Source organism: Phycicoccus sp. Soil802 (genome assembly GCF_001429605.1).
In the GTDB taxonomy this organism is placed as follows: Bacteria; Actinomycetota; Actinomycetes; order Actinomycetales; family Dermatophilaceae; genus Pedococcus.
This window is the reverse complement of the sequence record NZ_LMSS01000007.1, coordinates 156,237-173,953: the sequence shown is the minus strand read 5'-3', so window position 1 is coordinate 173,953 and position 17,717 is coordinate 156,237. Positions and strand designations below refer to the sequence as shown.

Sequence of the window (17,717 nt, the reverse complement as noted above, 5' to 3'; positions counted from 1 at the left end):
GGTAAAGAACAGGGAGATAGAGAAAACTCATGGCTCGTTACACCGGCCCCATCACCAAGAAGTCGCGTCGCCTCAAGGTCGACCTCGTCGGCGGCGACAAGAACTTCGAGCTCCGTCCCTTCCCGCCCGGCCAGCACGGCCGTCGCCGGATGCAGGAGAAGGAGTACCTCACCCAGCTGCAGGAGAAGCAGAAGGCTCGCTTCACCTACGGCGTCATGGAGAAGCAGTTCCGCGGCTACTACCAGGAGGCCTCGCGCCGCTCTGGCAAGACCGGTGAGACCCTGCTGCAGATCCTCGAGTCCCGCCTGGACAACGTGGTCTACCGCGCCGGCCTGGCCCGCACCCGTCGTGCGGCTCGCCAGCTCGTCACGCACGGCCACTTCGAGGTCAACGGCGTGCGCGTTGACGTCCCGTCCTACCGCGTCGAGCAGTACGACATCATCACCGTTCGCAAGCAGTCCGTGAACACCTTCCCGATCGAGCTGGCTCGCCAGACCTTCGGCGAGCGCCCCACCCCGGCCTGGCTCCAGGTCGTCCCGGGCACGCTGCAGATCATGATCCACCAGCTCCCGGAGCGTGCGCAGATCGACACGATCCTCACGGAGCAGCTGATCGTCGAGCTCTACTCGAAGAACTGACAACGAGCTTCGGTATGCCGCGGGCGCGCTCGTGCGCGCGGCATACCGAAGCGTTGTGGTCCACGCCGCAGACAGAGGTGGCATGGACAGCCGGTCGGACCGGCACATCATCGGCGTCATATAGCGGTCGCCGAAGAGAAAGGAAACACCCGTGCTCATTGCACAGCGCCCCTCACTCAGCGAAGACGTCGTTGCGGACAACCGCAGCCGCTTCGTCATCGAGCCCCTCGAGCCCGGCTTCGGCTACACGCTCGGCAACTCCATGCGCCGCACGCTCCTCTCGAGCATCCCCGGCGCAGCCGTGACCAGCATCCGCATCGACGGCGTGCTGCATGAGTTCTCCACGATCCCCGGGGTCAAGGAGGACGTCACCGAGATCATCCTCAACATCAAGGGCCTGGTCGTCTCCTCGGAGCACGACGAGCCGGTCGTCATGTACCTGCGCAAGCAGGGTGCGGGCGCCGTCACCGCCGCGGACATCGCTCCGCCGGCCGGCGTCGAGGTGCACAACCCCGACCTGCACATCGCCACGCTCAACGGCAAGGGCAAGATCGAGATGGAGCTGACCGTCGAGCGCGGTCGCGGCTACGTCTCGGCCAACCAGAACAAGTCCGGCGACCAGGAGATCGGCCGCATCCCGGTCGACTCCATCTACTCGCCGGTGCTCGCCGTGACCTACAAGGTCGAGGCGACCCGTGTCGAGCAGCGCACCGACTTCGACAAGCTGATCGTCGACGTCGAGACCAAGAACTCGATGGCCCCCCGCGACGCCATGGCCTCCGCCGGCAAGACCCTGGTCGAGCTGTTCGGCCTGGCCCGCGAGCTCAACGTCGAGGCCGAGGGCATCGACATGGGCCCGTCGCCGACCGACGCCGCCCTGGCTGCCGACCTGGCGCTGCCGATCGAGGACCTCGACCTCACCGTCCGGTCCTACAACTGCCTCAAGCGCGAGGGCATCCACACCGTGGGTGAGCTCGTCGGACGCAGCGAGGCCGACCTGCTCGACATCCGCAACTTCGGTGCGAAGTCGATCGACGAGGTCAAGGCCAAGCTCGTCGGCATGGGCCTGGCCCTCAAGGACAGCCCGCCCGGGTTCGACCCGTCCGCCATCGCCGACAACTACGGCGACTACGACGACGACTTCGTTGACGACGGCCGCGCCCTGGCCGAAGACGAGCAGCTCTGACCAACCGCCGCTGACCAGTCGGCACCGTCCGCGGTGCCGGCAGGTCACACACCAAGGAGAACCTGAACCATGCCTACCCCCACCAAGGGTCCCCGTCTCGGCGGCGGTCCGGCTCACGAGCGCCTGATCCTGGCCAACCTGGCCAGCTCGCTGTTCGAGCACGACTCGATCACCACCACCGAGGCCAAGGCCAAGCGCCTGCGCCCGCTGGCCGAGCGTCTCGTGACGTTCGCCAAGCGCGGTGACCTCCACGCCCGTCGTCGCGTCCTGTCGGTCATCTCCGACAAGGGCGTCGTGCACCGTCTCTTCACCGAGATCGCGCCCGACATGGCCGAGCGCCCCGGCGGCTACACCCGCATCACCAAGATCGGCGCCCGCAAGGGTGACAACGCCCCCATGGCCGTGATCGAGCTCGTCCGCGAGCCGCTGGCCAAGAAGGCGACGGTCAAGGAGGCGGAGGCCGCCACCAAGCGTTCCGCCAAGCAGGCCGAGGCCAAGCAGGCTGCGGTCGAGACCAAGGCTGCGGAGGACGACGCCAAGGCCGAGGAGACCACCGAGGCGACTGAGTCCACCGAGGCGACCGAGACCGAGACCACCGAGGCTGCCGCCAAGGAGGTCCCGGCCGGTGCCATCGCCGCGAACGAGGACGGCTCGTCCCCCGACGCGGAGTACACCGTCAAGGGCAACGCCGACTCCGGCAAGTTCCACGAGCCCGACGGCCAGTGGTACGACCAGACCCACGCGGAGTTCTGGTTCAAGTCCGCCGCCGACGCCGAGGCCGCTGGCTTCGAGAAGGCCGGCGCCTGACCCAGGCAGCCACCCGGCACCGACGAGGGCCGCTCACCCCATGGGGTGAGCGGCCCTCGTCGTCCCCGGCGCCTCGGGGTTCGGTGCGGCACGGGCGGCACCCGTCCGGCGGTGACCGCTGCGGTTCACCCCTTGGCCGTGGCGAGGTCACCGCACCGCCACCTGGAGGCGGTCGGATGACGGGGTGACCCTTGCCCCACCACGCCCGGACACCGTCCGGGCCCCTGACGTCGAGGCCCCGGCCGTCCGGTCAACCGGCTCGCCCTACCGCCCCGAGGTGCAGGGGCTCCGCGCCCTGGCCGTCCTCATGGTGGTCGGCTACCACGTGTGGCTCGGCCGGGTCTCCGGCGGGATCGACATCTTCCTGCTGATCTCGGCCTTCCTCATGTCGGGCAGCTTCGTGCGCCGGCTCGAGGCCGGGCAGCGGATCTCGCTCGGACGACACTGGTTGCACGTCTTCCAACGCCTGGTCCCGGCTGCGGTGGTGGTGCTGGTCGCGACCCTGGCCGTCTCCTTCGTGGTGCTCCCCCCGACCCGGTGGGGCGACCTCCTGCAGGAGGGCCTGGCCACGCTCGGCTACGTCCAGAACTGGTTGCTCGCCCATCGGGCCGTCGACTACTACGCGGCCGACCAGGGCGTGGCGAGCCCGCTCCAGCACTTCTGGTCGCTGTCGTTGCAGGGTCAGATCTTCGTGCTGTGGCCGCTGCTGTTCGTGGGTGCGGGGGTCGTGGCCCGTCGCACCGGCGTGGCCCTGCGGCCGCTCGTGGCGGCACTTTTCGGGGTGGTCTTCGTCCTGTCGCTGGCCTACTCGGTGCACACGACGTCGCAGCGGCAGGCCTTCGCCTACTTCGACGGCGGGGCGCGGCTGTGGGAGTTCGCCTTCGGGACGCTGCTGGCGCTCGGGCTGGCGCGGCTGCGGGTGCCGGGGTCGCTGGGTGTGCCGCTGGGCTGGGTCGGGCTGGCGGGCATGGTCAGCTGCGGGCTGGTGCTGCAGGTGACCCACGCGTTCCCCGGCTACCTCGCGCTGTGGCCGCTGCTCTCCGCAGCCGCCATCATCGCGGCGGGACGCACCGGGCACCCGCTCGGTGTCGACCGGCTGCTGTCGAGCCGACCACTCGTGGGGGTCGGCGGCTACGCCTATGCGCTCTACCTCGTGCACTGGCCGGTCCTCGTGCTGTGGCTCGCGTGGTCGGGTCGGCCCGGGGCGGGCGTGGTGGACGGCCTCGGCGTGGTGATGGTCTCCGGCGTGTTGGCGGTCGGGCTCGGTCGCGGGGTCGAGCGACCGTTGCGCGGGCGGTCCTGGCCGGACACCGCACCGTGGCGCTCAGCCGTGCTGCTGGGTTGCATCGTCGGCACGGCTCTGACCTTCTGCGGGGTCGGCCTGCTGCAGCTGCACGGTGAGGCCGCCCGCGCGGATGCGGTGGCCAGCGGCGCGTTCGACCCCCGCCACCCGGGTGCCCGGGCTGTGGGGGCGGCCGCCGCGGTCATCCCGCTCCCGCAGCGGGACCGACTGCCGGCGTCCACGGCGCTGCGTGGCGAGTTCGCGTCGCTGCCCGATCCCTGCGGGGGTGCCTGGGCGCCCGACGGTGGGCTGAGCTGTCGGGTGTTCGAGCCCAGTGGCCCGGCCCGGCGCACGATCGTGGTCGTCGGTGACTCCCATGCCGAGCAGTGGTTGGCGACGCTGCTGCCGTTGGCCAGGAGCAACCACTGGCGCCTGGTCTCGCTGCTCAAGGGCGCCTGCAGCTTCGGCGACGCCCAGACCCGCTCGGGTGCGTGCGCGGCCTTCAACCGCGAGGCGATGGAATACCTCACCGACCACCGTCCTGACAGCGTGGTGACGGTGGCGACCGCGGCGCACCCCACCACCGCCGCGGAACGGCTGGTGACCGGCTACCAGGCAGCCGTCCTCGAGCTCACGACCCGGGGGATCTCCGTCGTCGGGCTGCGCGACAACCCGCGCTGGCACGGGGGAGTGGTGAACTGCGCGCTCCGCGAGGGGGACGAGGCCGGTTGTGGCGCGCCGGTCGCCGCCAAGCTCGCTCCCGTCGACCCTGCGGCCGCACTGGCGGGGGTCCGAGGGCTCACCATCGTCGACCTGACCGACCACATCTGCCCTGACGAGCAGTGCCCACCCTCGGTGGGGAACGTCTGGGTCTACCTCGACGACAACCACCTCACGAAGACGTATGCCGCGACGCTGGCTCCAGTGCTCGCCGCCCGGTTGCGCGCGTCTGGAGGGTGGCCGGGCTGACCCCACCCCGGCCCGCCCCACCCCGACTTGTTGCCACTGGTGCCTCACGGGATGGCGGTTCTGAGGGTCTGGTGAGGTGCTGGTGGCCAGAAGTGGGGGCGGTCTGCCACACCTGCGGGTGGCGGGTGCGCCGGTCAGGTGTGCCGGGTCGCCGGTTCGGTGCGGAAGGCGCCGGCGAGGGGGAGGATGGCCAGGATCAGCACCATGGGTACGGCGAACCCCGGCCGTAGTGACTGCGACCCGACCACGCCGGTCAGGACCGCGCCCAGCAGCCCTCCCACGTAGTTGAACTGGTTGAACCGGGCGATCACCGCATCCACCCGCGCCCGTCGCGCCTCGGGGTCGAGCCCGCCTCCGGCGACCACCGCGGCGGCGGAGAAGGACAACGGCGCGATCACGGCCACCGAGCCACCGAGGATGGTGAACCCGAGGACGGCGACCCACCACGAGGGGGAGAAGACGATGACGGCCAGGGCCCCGCACGCCACGACCGCACCGCCGCGGAGCAGGGACACGGCCCCGACCCTGGCGACCGCGGCGTCACCGGCGAGCCGGGTGGCCAGGCTGGCGACGAGGTAGGGGAGGGTGGCGAGGGGAAGCAGCCAGTCGGGGGCGTCGTGGACCGACTTGAGGAAGACCGGCCCCCAGGTCGTCGCGGCGGTGTCGACCATGTAGAAGAGCACCATCGCGGCACCGAGCAGGAGGATCTTGCGCCACGGGACGTCCAGGCCGGGCGCGGTCGTCACCGGCGGGTCGGCGCTCGCGGGCAGGAGGGGGGCGGCCAGCAGGATGAGCGCCACGGCGCACAACGGCAGCAAACCGGCGAGCAGGCCGACCTGCGTCACCGCGATCGTGACGACGGTCGCGACGATCCCGCCCGCCGTCCAGGCGCCGTGGAACGACGGCAGGATGGTGCGGCCGTAGCGGTGCTCGACCGCCACCGCCTGCATGTTGGAGGCGGCGTCCACCACGCCGAGGCCCAGGCCGTAGACGGCGAGCCCGCCCACGAAGACACCCCGCTGTGGCGCCCCGGCGACCGCGGCCAACCCGAAGGCCTGCAGGACGAACCCGACCCGCAACGTCGTGGCACTGCCCCGGCGGGTGGCGGCCAGCTCGGCCAGGGCCGACCCGGCGCCGGCCAGCAGCACGACCATCAGCAGGAGCCCGGAGACGAACAGCTCCGACAGGTCCCACCGGTCCTGCAACCTCGGCAGCCGGGTGGTCAGGGAGATGAACAGCAGGCCCTGGACGGCGAAGGCGGCGGCGACGGCCGCGCGGTGCCGGGCCAGCCCGGCAGCGGTCGGCGCCGCGGTGGTGGCGATCCTCACCCGCCCACTCTGGCAGACCGCCGGCCGGCATCGTCGGAGCCGTGCCCGTGGCTAGGCTGGCGGGATGGACGACGAGCAGGGCGTGGAGCCGACCGCGCCCCTGCGGATCCGCCTCGACCTCGGCTACGACGGCACCGACTTCTCCGGCTGGGCGGCCCAACCGGGTCTGCGCACCGTCGAGGGGGAGCTCTCGGCCGCCCTGACCACCCTGCTGCGCTCCAGCGAACCGGTGCGCCTCACCGTGGCGGGGCGCACCGACGCCGGCGTGCACGCCCGCGGACAGGTGGCTCACCTCGACGCAGACCCGTCGGCCTGGGCGGCCCTGCGCGGTCGGTCGGAGCGCTCCGCCGAGGCAGCGGCGCTGTCGCGACTGCGCGGCATACTCCCCGCAGACATCGGCGTGCGGGCGGTGGGCGTCGCCCCCGCGGGCTTCGACGCGCGGTTCTCGGCGCTGCAGCGCCGCTACCTCTACCGACTGTGCGACCGACCCGCGACGGCCGACCCGCTCCGGCGACGTGACACGGTCCTCACCAAGCGTGAGCTGGACGTCGAGGCCATGCACTCCGCGGCGCAGAAACTGTTGGGGCTGAACGACTTCGGCGCGTTCTGCAAGAAGCGGGACGGCGCCACCACGGTGCGCACGCTGCTCGACTACTCGTGGCGCAGGGCCGCGGACGGCACCCTCGAGGCGACCGTCGTGGCCGACGCGTTCTGCCACTCGATGGTGCGGTCGCTGGTCGGGGCGGTGCTGCCGGTCGGCGAGGGGCGCCATTCGGTCGAGTGGCCCGCCGAGGTGATGCGCGCCGCCGTCAGAGACACCGGCGTCACCGTCATGCCACCCCACGGCCTGTCGCTGGAGGAGGTCACCTACCCCGACGACACCGGGCTGGCCTCCCGTGCGGACGAGGCGCGGGCCGTGCGCACCCTGGGCGAGCGGAGGGGCTAGGAGCCCTCGGGCAGGGGCGGTCCGACCACCTCGAGCCCGTACCGCGGGCCCACGACGTTCCACCGGGCGATCTCCTCGGGCATCGGGCGACCATCCGCTCCCGGCAGCCGGTGCTCGAGCGCAGGCAGCCCGACCTCGTCGTAGAGGTCGAACAGGTGCCCGGGGTCGGTGAGGCCCAGGAACCGGACCGGCCGGTCGCCGGTCACCCGGAAGGCGTGGGGCAGCATCGCCGGCAGCCAGATGAAGTCACCGGCCGTGAGGTGGAAGACCTCGTCCCCGGCGCGGTAGGTCATGGCGCCGTCGAGGAGGTAGAAGGCCTCTGCCTCACGGGTGTGCCGGTGCAGCGGGGTGGCGATGCCGGGGGGCTGGGTCACGATCGCGACGCCGAGTCGCCCGCCCGACTCGTCAGCAGTGAGGAGGTGCTCGAACAACGAGCCCATCGCCCACGTCCCCCGTCCCGTGCCCGCCGGCCGGTGGACCACCCCGGGGCCATGGTCGGTGGTGGGAGTCATGGCGGTCGTCCCGAGCTCGCTCATCTGACGCTCCTCGTGCTGCATCCGGGCCACGGCTCCCGACCCGTCGTCGGGCCCAGCCATTTCATCCGAATCATCTTCGGACGAATATTGCTAAGGTAGGCCCGATGACCAAGCCCGTCAAGACCCGCACCTACCGGTCGACGCTGCGCGCCGAGCAGGCACAGCGCACCCGGCTCGCCGTCCTGCGCGCAGCCAAGGACCTGTTGACCGAGCACGGCTACGAGGCGACGACCGTGGCGATGGTCGCGGCTGCGGCCGGCGTCTCGGTCGACACCGTCTACACCAGCGTGGGGCGCAAGCCCGAGCTGGCGGTCGCCGTGGTCGACATGGTGCTGGGTTCCAGCGACGAGCCGGTGCCCGCCCAGGAGCGCGACTACGTGCGGGCCGTGCAGGCCGCCCGCACCGGCCGGGACAAGCTCGCGGTGTATGCCGCGGCGTTGCGGACGCTCGTGCCGCGCACCGCCCCGCTGCTCGAGGCTCTGCGCAGGGCGGGGGAGTCCGACCCCGCCTCGGCCTCGGCCTGGGCGATGGTGATGGACCGCCGGGCCGCCAACATGCTGCTGCTGGCCGCCGACCTGCGCGCGACGGGCGACCTGCGGGCAGACCTCACCGACCACGAGGTGGCCGACCTGATCTGGTCGACCAACTCACCCGACTACTGGCTGCTGCTCCGCTCGCGCGGCTGGTCGGCCCAGCGCTACGCCGACCTGCTCGAGGACCTGTGGTGCCGCCTGCTCCTGGAGCCCGAGAGGCCCTGAGCCCCAGCGGAGGAAGTCCGGGGGGACCGGTCAGCCGGTGACGGCCGCGTAGCCGACCGAGTCGTGGATCGCCAGCCCCGCGAACGCGGGGGAGCCCGAGAACGCGTCCCGCACGAGCGCGAGCTGGGCGTCCATCTGCGCCAGCGTCATGCCGTGGAAGGTCTGCTTGACCTCCGTCGGGTCGGCGCCGAGGAAGTTCGTCTCCTGACCGACCCGCACCGGGCGGCCGAGCAGTGCGCCCGCGGCCAGCTCGGCCGAGGCGAGGGCGATCGTGCCGTCGGTCCCGTCGGCGGTGTTGCGGTAGGCCATCACGGTGACCGCGTCGGTGCGACGCATGATCTCGCGGTCCAGCGTGGAGCCGTTCGCGGCGATCTCGTCGAACCAGAACGGGATGTCCGCCTCGATCGGGGTTGCTGCGGCGGCGGCGCCGAGCGTGTCGAGGGTCGTGAGGTACTTCTTGATGACGGCCTTGCGGTTCTTCGTCCACGCGGGGGTCGTGTAGGGCTCGATGTCGACGTGGACCCCGGTGAACAGCCCGGTGGCGAGCGCCGGCTGGAGCCAGTTGGTGACCACCCACGTGGGGTTGTCGACCCAGCCCGGGTCGCCGCCGAGCGCGTCGACCCGCAGCCCCGCGGCGTCGGCCAGGGCGACGAGCTGCTGGAGCTCGGCGAGCTTCGGTGAGCCGTCCACGTGCGGGGGGACGGCGGCATACAGCTGACCGATGCCCCGAGCCGTGGCGAGGCTGACGACCGCCTGCGGGTCGGACGTGTCCCAGACCCACATGGCTCGCGCAGCGGCCGGCCGACCGGTGCGGTCCACCTCCGGGGCAGCCATCGCCTGGCCTGCCACCGTCACGCCGACGGCACCGACGATCGCCACGAGGGCGACCATAGCCATGAGGCGCAGGGGGGAGGCAGAGCGGGGCACGGGATGTCCTTTCGGGGTGAGGTTTCCATGGTCGGGGGTCTGGACCGGTGCTCCCTGCCAACTTTGACAAGCCTTTACCTTCGTCTAGTCCCTTCGTCCGGCGTTGGCCGCCAGACAACTGAGATGACGGGCGGGGGTCGCGTGCAGCACCCTTGACCCCGTGGGACACCTCGACATCAACACCGTGAGCTTCGTGCTGCCGGACGGCCGGCCCCTGCTGAGCGAGGTCTCCCTCCGCGTGGGTGAGGGCGCCAAGGTGGCCCTCATCGGTCCCAACGGCACGGGTAAGACGACGCTGGGCCGGATCATCGCCGGTGACCTCGTGGCCCACGAGGGCGCGGTGACGCGCTCGGGCGGCCTCGGGGTGATGCGGCAGTTCGTGGGCTCGGTGCGCGACGACTCGACCGTGCGCGACCTGCTGCTGTCGGTCGCGCCGGAGCCGGTGCGCGAGGCCGCCGCCGAGATCGACCGCACCGAGATGCTGATGATGGAGCGCGACAGCGAGGCCGACCAGATGGCCTACGCGCACGCCCTCGTCGCGTGGGGCGACGTGGGTGGCTACGACTACGAGACCCTGTGGGACGTCTGCACCGTGGCAGCCCTCGGTATGCCGTTCGACAAGGCCCAGTGGCGCAAGGTCACCACCCTGTCGGGCGGGGAGCAGAAGCGGGTCGTCCTCGAGGCGTTGCTGCGCGGGCCCGAGGAGGTGCTGCTGCTCGACGAGCCGGACAACTACCTCGACGTGCCGGCCAAGCGGTGGCTCGAGGAGCAGCTCATCGCCTCGCCGAAGACGGTGCTGTTCGTCAGCCACGACCGGGAGCTGCTCAACCGGGTCGCGACGCGGGTCGCCACCCTCGAACCCGGGGGTGCCGGCTCGACCCTGTGGGTCCACCCGGGGCGGTTCGTGACCTACCACCAGGCCCGGGAGGACCGGAACTCCCGCCTCGAGGAGCTGCGCCGGCGCTGGGACGAGGAGCACCAGAAGATCAAGGACCTGGTACAGATGCTCAAGGTCAAGGCCAAGTACAACGACGGCATGGCGCCCCGCTACCACGCCGCCCAGACCCGCCTGCGCAAGTTCGAGGAGGCCGGCCCACCGCAGGAGACGCCGTTGCGGCAGAACGTGAACATGCGGCTCAAGGGTGGTCGCACCGCCAAGCGCGCCGTCATCGCCGAGCGGCTTGAGCTGAAGGCGGGGTCACCTCCCGATGGCACGCTTTCTCCCGCCATGGGGGGACTGATGAAGCCGTTCGACCTCGAGATCTGGTTCGGGGAGCGAGTCGCGGTCCTCGGCAGCAACGGCTCGGGCAAGTCGCACTTCCTGCGCCTCGTGGCGGCCGGTGGGAGCGACCCCGACGCCGAGCACCGCCCGGTCGGCGACCTCCAGCCGGTCTCGGTGACCCACACCGGTCGGCTGCGCCTGGGGTCGAGGGTGCGGCCGGGCTGGTTCGCCCAGACGCACGAGCAGCCCGCCCTCGTCGACCGCACGCTCCTCGAGATCCTGCACCGGGGCGACGAGCACCGCGCCGGACGGCCCCGCGAGGAGGCCGCCCGGGTCTTGGACCGCTACGGCCTGGCGCGAGCCAGCGAGCAGACCTTCGACTCGCTCTCCGGTGGCCAGCAGGCGCGGTTCCAGATCCTGCTGCTCGAGCTGTCGGGTGCGACCTGCCTGCTGCTCGACGAACCCACCGACAACCTCGACCTGCACTCGGCCGAGGCGCTCGAGGAGGGCCTCGAGGCGTTCGAGGGCACCGTCATCGCAGTGACCCACGACCGGTGGTTCGCGCGGGGCTTCGACCGGTTCCTGGTGTTCGGGTCGGACGGCCGGGTCTACGAGTCGGACGAGCCGGTCTGGGACGAGGGCCGGGTGGCCCGCGCCCGCTGAGCCGGACCCGTCGTTCTCGGCGAGCGCTGCGGGCCGGGCGGGAATACATTGCCTTGGTTCCCCCGAACTCCCGTTGACCAGGACGGTGCTGTCATGGCGCGTACCAAGACCCTTCTTGCTGCCCTCAGCAGCGCTGCCGTCATCTTCGCCGGGGTGGGGGTGCCTTTGGCGGCCGGTCCCGCGTCCGCCGCGGACCCGGTGCCCCGGACGGCCACGCTGGCCGGCTCGTTGCAGAGCGAGCTCGGCTGCCCCGGTGACTGGGCTCCGGACTGCACGACGACGGACCTGACGCAGGTGGGCAACACCACGGCATACGCGAAGGTCTTCGACGTGCCCGCGGGCTCGTACGAGTTCAAGGTGGTCATCAACCACTCCTGGGACGAGAACTACGGTGCGGGTGGGGCGAAGAACGGCGGCAACATCCCGCTGGTCCTCAAGGGTCCGGCGCGCATCGAGTTCTCCTACGACGACGTCAGCCACCAGGTGGGCATGCGACCGGTCCAGCTGTCGGGGCCGGCCACCAGTGCCGACCAGGCGTATGCCGCGGACTCGTTGCGCGAGCCGCTCACCAAGGAGCGCTACTACTTCGTCATGGCGGACCGGTTCGCGAACGGGGACCCGACCAACGACAAGGGTGGGCTGACCGGCGACAAGTTCCAGACCGGCTACGACCCGACCAACAGCGGGTACTACCACGGTGGTGACCTGAAGGGGATCCAGTCGAAGCTCGACTACATCAAGGGTCTGGGCACCACGGCCATCTGGCTCACGCCGTCGTTCAAGAACCGTCCGGTGCAGGGTGCCCCGCCGAACGACAGTGCCGGCTACCACGGGTACTGGATCACCGACTTCACCCAGGTCGACCCGCACCTCGGCACCAACGCCGACCTCACGGCCCTGATCTCGGCAGCCCATGCGAAGGGGATGAAGGTCTTCTTCGACATCATCACCAACCACACGGCGGACGTCATCAACTACTCCGAGGGCCAGTACTCCTACATCGACAAGGCGACCTCTCCCTACAAGGACGCCGACGGGAACGTCTTCGACGACAAGGCGTATGCCGGCAAACCCGGCTTCCCGGCCCTGGACCCGAACACCTCGTTCCCGTACCACCCGGTCTTCAACACCCCCGCCGACGCGACGGTGAAGGTGCCGGCGTGGCTGAACGACCGGACCAACTACCACAACCGGGGCGACTCCACCTTCGCCGGTGAGTCCTCGGAGTACGGCGACTTCGTGGGGCTCGACGACCTGTTCACCGAGCAGGCCGACGTCGAGCAGGGCATGGAGGACATCTACAAGGCGTGGGTGGACTTCGGCGTCGACGGCTTCCGGATCGACACCGTGAAGCACGTCAACATGGAGTTCTGGCAGAAGTTCAGCCCGGCGATGCTGGAGCAGGCCAGGAAGGACGGCAACGACGACTTCTTCATGTTCGGCGAGGTCTTCGACTCGCGGCCGTCCTACATGTCGACCTTCACGACCACCGGCAAGCTCCCGGCCACGCTCGACTTCGGCTTCCAGGCGCAGTCGGTCAACTGGGTGCAGGGCAAGTCGGGGACCGACCTGCGCGACCTCTATGCCGACGACGACTACTACACCGACACCGACTCCAACGCCTACGAGCTGCCGACCTTCACGGGCAACCACGACATGGGTCGGGTCGCCATGCTCCTCAAGGGTCCCAGCGCGGACGCCGCAGACCTCATGCGTCGCGTCAAGCTGGTCGACTCGTTGATGTTCCTCACCCGGGGCCAGCCGATCACCTACTACGGCGACGAGCAGGGCTTCATGGGCTCCGGCGGCGACAAGGCCGCCCGGCAGGACATGTTCGCCACCCAGGTCCCCAGCTACGCGAGCGAGCAGGTGCTGGGCGGGGAGCCGGGCGCCAAGGAGCGGTTCGACACCAGCGCGCCGCTCTACCAGCACATCAAGGAGCTGTCCGCGGTCCGGGCGGCCAACCCCGCCCTCGCCGACGGTGCGCAGGTGCACCGCTACGCCAGCAGCAACGCAGGCCTGTTCGCCTTCTCCCGCATCGACAAGGACCAGCGCGTCGAGTACGTCGTCGCCCTGAACAACGCGACGACGGCCAAGTCCGCGACCTTCGCGACGTACGGCCACAACCAGACGTTCGCGCCCGTCTACGGCACCACGTCGTCGGTGCGCTCGGCCAAGGACGGCCGCCTCGCCGTCACCCTCCCGGCGCAGTCGGTCTCCGTGTGGAAGGCCACGAGCCCGATGGACAAGCCCAAGTCGGCGCCCGCGGTCTACCTGACCTCGCCCGGTGCCGGTGACGTCGTCGGCGGCCGTGCCGAGATCGGCGCGGGCATCGCGGACAACACGTTCGCCCAGGTCTCCTTCCTCGCCCGCCCCGTGGGGACGACGGCGTGGCAGGAGCTGGGCACCGACGACAACGCGCCCTACCGCGTCTTCCACGACGTCAGCGACACGACGGCCTGGCCCAAGGGCACGCTGGTGGAGTACCGCGCGGTGGCCAAGGACTCGGTGGGCCACCTCTCGGCGTCGTCGAGCTACGGCATCGTGGGCGACCCGAAGGCCGCTGGCGGCGGTGGCAACGTCGGGCCGGTCACCCAGCCGGATGCAGCCAGCGTCCCCGGTGACCACAACTCCGAGATGGGGTGTGCCGCGGACTGGTCGCCGGACTGCCCGCAGGCCCAGCTCGCGCTCGACCCCAAGGACCAGATCTGGAAGGGCACCTACACCACGCTCCCGGTCAAGACCTATGCCTACAAGGTCGCGATCAACAAGTCCTGGGACGAGAACTACGGGGCCGGAGGAGTGCCGGGGGGTGACAACATCGGCTACACGCCGCCCGCCACCGGCGTGACGTTCTACTACGACCACGGCACGCACTACGTGACCTCGAACGCCCAGGGTCCGATCGTCACCGCGCCCGGGTCGTTCCAGTCCGAGCTGGGCTGCCCGGCCGACTGGAGCCCGGACTGCATGCGACCGTGGCTGCAGGACCCCAACGGCGACGGCATCTTCACCTGGTCGAGTGACCAGGTGCCGGCCGGCACCTACGAGTTCAAGATCACCCACGGCCTGAGCTGGGACGTGAACTTCGGCGCCGGTGGCGCGCCGGGTGGTGGCAACATCTCGCTGACCGTACCGGCCGACGGCATGGTGGTCTCGATCTCCTACGACATCAGCACGCACGTCGCGACGGCCAAGGCCGCCAGGGCCGGGGCTGCCCCCGACCTGACCAAGCAGCGGGCGGTCTGGGTCGGCAAGGACCTCATCGCCGCGCCTGCCGGCATGGTCCCCGAAGGCGCCAACCCCGCGCTGCTGCGCTGGCGGCTGGCCTGGTCGGCGACCGGTGGGCTCAGTGTCGACGCGGAGGACATCGTCGGCGGCTCGTCGGCCCCGCTGACGTGGGACCCGCGGGGACTGTCGGCCACGGTGGTCGCCGCCCATCCAGAGCTCGCCGGCTACCTCGCGCTGCGGCTCGATGACAAGACCGCCAAGCAGGTGCCCGAGATCCTCAAGGGCCAGGTCGCGGTCGGGGTCTTCGACTCCCTCAACCGGGTCATCGACGCCACGGGTGTGCAGATCGCCTACGTCCTCGACGACCTGTATGCCGCGGACGCGGGCAAGCGCGCCTACGGCGTCACCTTCGCCGGGCGCTCGCCCGCCTACCGGATCTGGGCGCCCACGGCGCAGCGGGTGGACCTGCTCACCTGGGCCCCTGGCGCGGCCGCCGATGCGCCGGCCAGCGCCGCGACCCGAACCCACCTGGCGCGCGGGTCCGACGGCTCGTGGTCGGGGTCTGCAGGGGTGCGCAACGCGCGCTACCTCTACGAGGTGACCGTCTACGTCCCCAGCACCGGAAAGGTCGAGACGACGCAGGTGACCGATCCCTACTCGGTCGCCCTGACCCTCGACTCGACCCGGTCGGTGGCCGTCGACCTCAGCGACGCGGCATACCAACCCTCGTCGTGGCGCACGGCCAAGGCGCCGGCGCTGGCCAAGGACGTCGACTCGACCATCTACGAGCTGCACGTCCGTGACTTCTCGGTCAACGACCCGACGGTGAGCGCGGAGAACCGCGGCTCCTACCTGGCCTTCGCGGAGAACGGCAACGGCACCAAGCACCTCAAGGCGCTCGCGGCCGCGGGGCTCAACACGGTGCACCTGCTGCCGACCTTCGACATCGCGTCGATCCCCGAGGACCCGGCCAACCAGCAGACCCCGGGCTGTGACCTCGAGTCCTACCCGCCGGACAGCGACCAGCAGCAGGCCTGCCTCGACGCCATCCGCGCCAAGGACGCCTTCAACTGGGGTTACGACCCGTGGCACTGGATGGCACCCGAGGGCTCCTACGCCTCCACGGCAGCCAAGGCCGACGGGGGAGCGCGGGTCGCGGAGTTCCGGACCATGGTCGGGGCGCTCCACCAGGACGGGCTGCGCGTCGTCCTCGACCAGGTGTTCAACCACACCCCCACCTCGGGGCAGGCGCAGACCAGCGTGCTCGACAAGGTCGTGCCGGGCTACTACCAGCGCCTCAACGCCAGTGGTGCCGTCGAGACGTCGACCTGCTGCCAGAACGTCGCGACCGAGCACGCCATGGCCCAGAAGGCGATGGTCGACGCGGTCGTGCTGTGGGCCCGGGACTACAAGGTCGACGGCTTCCGGTTCGACCTGATGGGGCACCACAGCAAGGCCAACATGCTGGCCGTCCGGGCTGCCCTCGACCAGCTCACGCTGAGCAAGGACGGCGTCGACGGCAAGTCCGTCTACGTCTACGGCGAGGGCTGGAACTTCGGCGAGGTCGCGAACAACGCGCGGTTCGTGCAGGCCACCCAGGGCCAGCTCGGCGGCACCGGGATCGGGACGTTCTCGGACCGGTTGCGTGACGCCGTGCGGGGTGGCGGACCGTTCGACGACAACCCGCGGGTCCAGGGGTTCGGCAGCGGTGAGGCCACCGACCCCAACGGCGACCTCGGGGCGAACCCGGATGCGGCGACCCGGCTCAAGCACGACACCGATCTCGTCGAGCTCGGTCTGGCCGGCAACCTGAGGTCATTCTCGTTGCGGCTCAACGAGAATGGCTCCGTGGTGACCGGCAAGGACGTGGACTACAACGGCCAGCCGGCGGGCTATGCCGACCAGCCGGACGAGGTGATCACCTACGTCGATGCCCACGACAACGAGGCGCTGTTCGACAGCCTGACCTACAAGCTGCCGGTGGCGACCTCGATGAGCGACCGAGTGCGGATGAACACGCTCTCGCTCTCGACGACCGCCCTCGCCCAGACTCCGTCGTTCTGGCACGCCGGCGCAGACCTGCTCCGGTCGAAGTCGCTGGACCGCAACAGCTATGACAGCTCGGACTGGTTCAACACGCTCGACTGGACCGGCGCGGACAACGGCTTCGGCCACGGGCTGCCGCTCAAGGGCGACAACGAGTCGAAGTGGTCGTTCCAGAAGCCGTTGCTGGCCAACCCGGCGCTCAAGCCGGCAGCAGCAGACGTGCAGAGCGCCACGGCGCAGGCCCAGGACCTGCTGCGGCTGCGGTTCTCGACCCGGCTGTTCCGGCTGGGCAGTGCCTCGGCGATCAACGCCAAGGTCTCCTTCCCAGCCAGCGGCACGGCCGACGCCCACCCCGGGGTGATCGCCATGCGGATCGACGACACCAAGGGCGCGGACGTCGACCCGCAGCTCAAGGGCCTGGTCGTGGTCTTCAACGCGTCGCCGACGGCCGTGACGCAGAAGGTGCCCGGCCTGGCCGGCGCCACCCTGGCTCTGTCGCCGGTGCAGCAGCAGGGCTCGGACGCCGTCGTCAAGACGTCGACGTGGAATGCGGCCGCAGGCACCGCGACCGTGCCGCCGAGGACCGTGGCGGTCTTCCTCCAGCCCTGACGACTCGGGACCTGGCCCCGACTCGCCGGGGTCAGGTCTCGAGGCCGAGGACGATGCGGCGCAGGAGGGCGTTGAGCTGGACCTTCTCGGCCTCGCTCAGCACCGCCAGGGTCTGCTTCTCGCGGACGACGGCCAGCTCGAGGGCCTGCTTCCACACGGCCCGTCCGGCTTGGGTGGGCCGGACGATGATCCGTCGCCGGTCGAGGGGGTCGCTCTCGCGGGTGACGTAGGCCAGCTCGACCAGCCGGTCAAGCCGCGAGGTCATCGCAGCGCGAGTGACGTGGCACGCCTCGGCGAGCTGGGCGGGGGTCGTCTCGTTGGGCTCGGGCTGGATGAGCAGGGTGTGGAGGGTGTCGTACTCGGCCGGCCCCAGCCCGAGCTCACCGAAGGCCGTGGCGTTGGCGCGCTTCACGTGCCGGTTGATCGCCCCGATCCGCACGAGGGCGCCCTCGACCTCGGGGTCGAACCCCCGGAAGGTCCGCCGCCAGCGCTCGACGTGCTGGTCCACCCAGTCCTGCTCCTGCTGCTTGGCCATGGAACCAGTGTGGCAGATCTGGATACCGTCTGAG

The 17,717-nt window shown here is 70.7% G+C and carries 12 protein-coding genes; 8 read left to right on the top strand and 4 right to left on the bottom strand.

What is annotated here, in order from left to right; all coding sequences use genetic code 11:
• Positions 1–29 precede the first annotated feature (29 nt).
• The 4 genes from rpsD (at position 30) to ASG91_RS17720 (ending at position 4,882) form a co-directional block, all read left to right on the top strand.
• Positions 30–638, top strand: a complete 609-nt coding sequence (rpsD, locus tag ASG91_RS17735) for a 30S ribosomal protein S4 (RefSeq protein ID WP_056923979.1) — start codon at positions 30–32, stop codon at positions 636–638.
• A gap of 151 nt (positions 639–789) precedes the next feature.
• Positions 790–1,824: a DNA-directed RNA polymerase subunit alpha gene (locus ASG91_RS17730; protein WP_056923978.1), complete on the top strand. Its 1,035-nt coding sequence runs from the start codon at positions 790–792 to the stop codon at positions 1,822–1,824.
• Positions 1,825–1,893: 69 nt separating this feature from the next.
• A complete protein-coding gene (gene rplQ / locus ASG91_RS17725; protein WP_056923977.1) occupies positions 1,894–2,631 on the top strand; it encodes a 50S ribosomal protein L17 in 738 nt (245 codons plus the stop codon).
• 184 nt (positions 2,632–2,815) lie between these two features.
• Positions 2,816–4,882 carry an acyltransferase family protein gene (locus ASG91_RS17720; protein ID WP_235545760.1) on the top strand — a complete coding sequence of 689 codons (2,067 nt, stop codon included), beginning with the start codon at positions 2,816–2,818 and terminating at the stop codon, positions 4,880–4,882.
• A gap of 134 nt (positions 4,883–5,016) precedes the next feature.
• Here ASG91_RS17720 and ASG91_RS17715 read toward each other — a convergent pair whose 3' ends face one another.
• Positions 5,017–6,210, bottom strand: coding sequence for an MFS transporter (locus ASG91_RS17715; protein ID WP_235545758.1), 1,194 nt, complete (start codon positions 6,208–6,210; stop codon positions 5,017–5,019).
• Positions 6,211–6,274: 64 nt separating this feature from the next.
• On the opposite strand from ASG91_RS17715, the gene truA reads away from it, so the two are divergent.
• Positions 6,275–7,156 (top strand): tRNA pseudouridine(38-40) synthase TruA, encoded by an 882-nt coding sequence (gene truA, locus ASG91_RS17710; RefSeq protein WP_082594297.1) that lies wholly within the window; start codon positions 6,275–6,277, stop codon positions 7,154–7,156.
• Here the strand turns inward: truA and ASG91_RS17705 are convergent.
• Positions 7,153–7,752 (bottom strand): cupin domain-containing protein, encoded by a 600-nt coding sequence (locus ASG91_RS17705; RefSeq protein WP_056923976.1) that lies wholly within the window; start codon positions 7,750–7,752, stop codon positions 7,153–7,155. The two genes, truA and ASG91_RS17705, sit on opposite strands and share 4 nt — an antisense overlap.
• Before the next feature lie 44 nt (positions 7,753–7,796).
• Here ASG91_RS17705 and ASG91_RS17700 point away from each other — a divergent pair, with 44 nt between their 5' ends.
• A complete protein-coding gene (locus tag ASG91_RS17700) occupies positions 7,797–8,450 on the top strand; it encodes a TetR/AcrR family transcriptional regulator (protein ID WP_056923975.1) in 654 nt (217 codons plus the stop codon).
• A 30-nt stretch (positions 8,451–8,480) separates the two neighbouring features.
• Here ASG91_RS17700 and ASG91_RS17695 read toward each other — a convergent pair whose 3' ends face one another.
• Positions 8,481–9,347 (bottom strand): hypothetical protein, encoded by an 867-nt coding sequence (locus tag ASG91_RS17695; protein ID WP_157606418.1) that lies wholly within the window; start codon positions 9,345–9,347, stop codon positions 8,481–8,483.
• A gap of 190 nt (positions 9,348–9,537) precedes the next feature.
• Here ASG91_RS17695 and ASG91_RS17690 point away from each other — a divergent pair, with 190 nt between their 5' ends.
• Together ASG91_RS17690 and pulA are read left to right on the top strand one after the other, a co-directional pair.
• Positions 9,538–11,262: an ABC-F family ATP-binding cassette domain-containing protein gene (locus ASG91_RS17690; RefSeq protein ID WP_056923973.1), complete on the top strand. Its 1,725-nt coding sequence runs from the start codon at positions 9,538–9,540 to the stop codon at positions 11,260–11,262.
• Between the two features lie 93 nt (positions 11,263–11,355).
• Positions 11,356–17,148, top strand: coding sequence for a pullulanase-type alpha-1,6-glucosidase (pulA, locus tag ASG91_RS17685; RefSeq protein WP_056923972.1), 5,793 nt, complete (start codon positions 11,356–11,358; stop codon positions 17,146–17,148).
• Positions 17,149–17,179: 31 nt separating this feature from the next.
• Here pulA and ASG91_RS17680 read toward each other — a convergent pair whose 3' ends face one another.
• A complete protein-coding gene (locus ASG91_RS17680) occupies positions 17,180–17,683 on the bottom strand; it encodes a MarR family winged helix-turn-helix transcriptional regulator (RefSeq protein WP_056923971.1) in 504 nt (167 codons plus the stop codon).
• Positions 17,684–17,717: the final 34 nt, after the last annotated feature.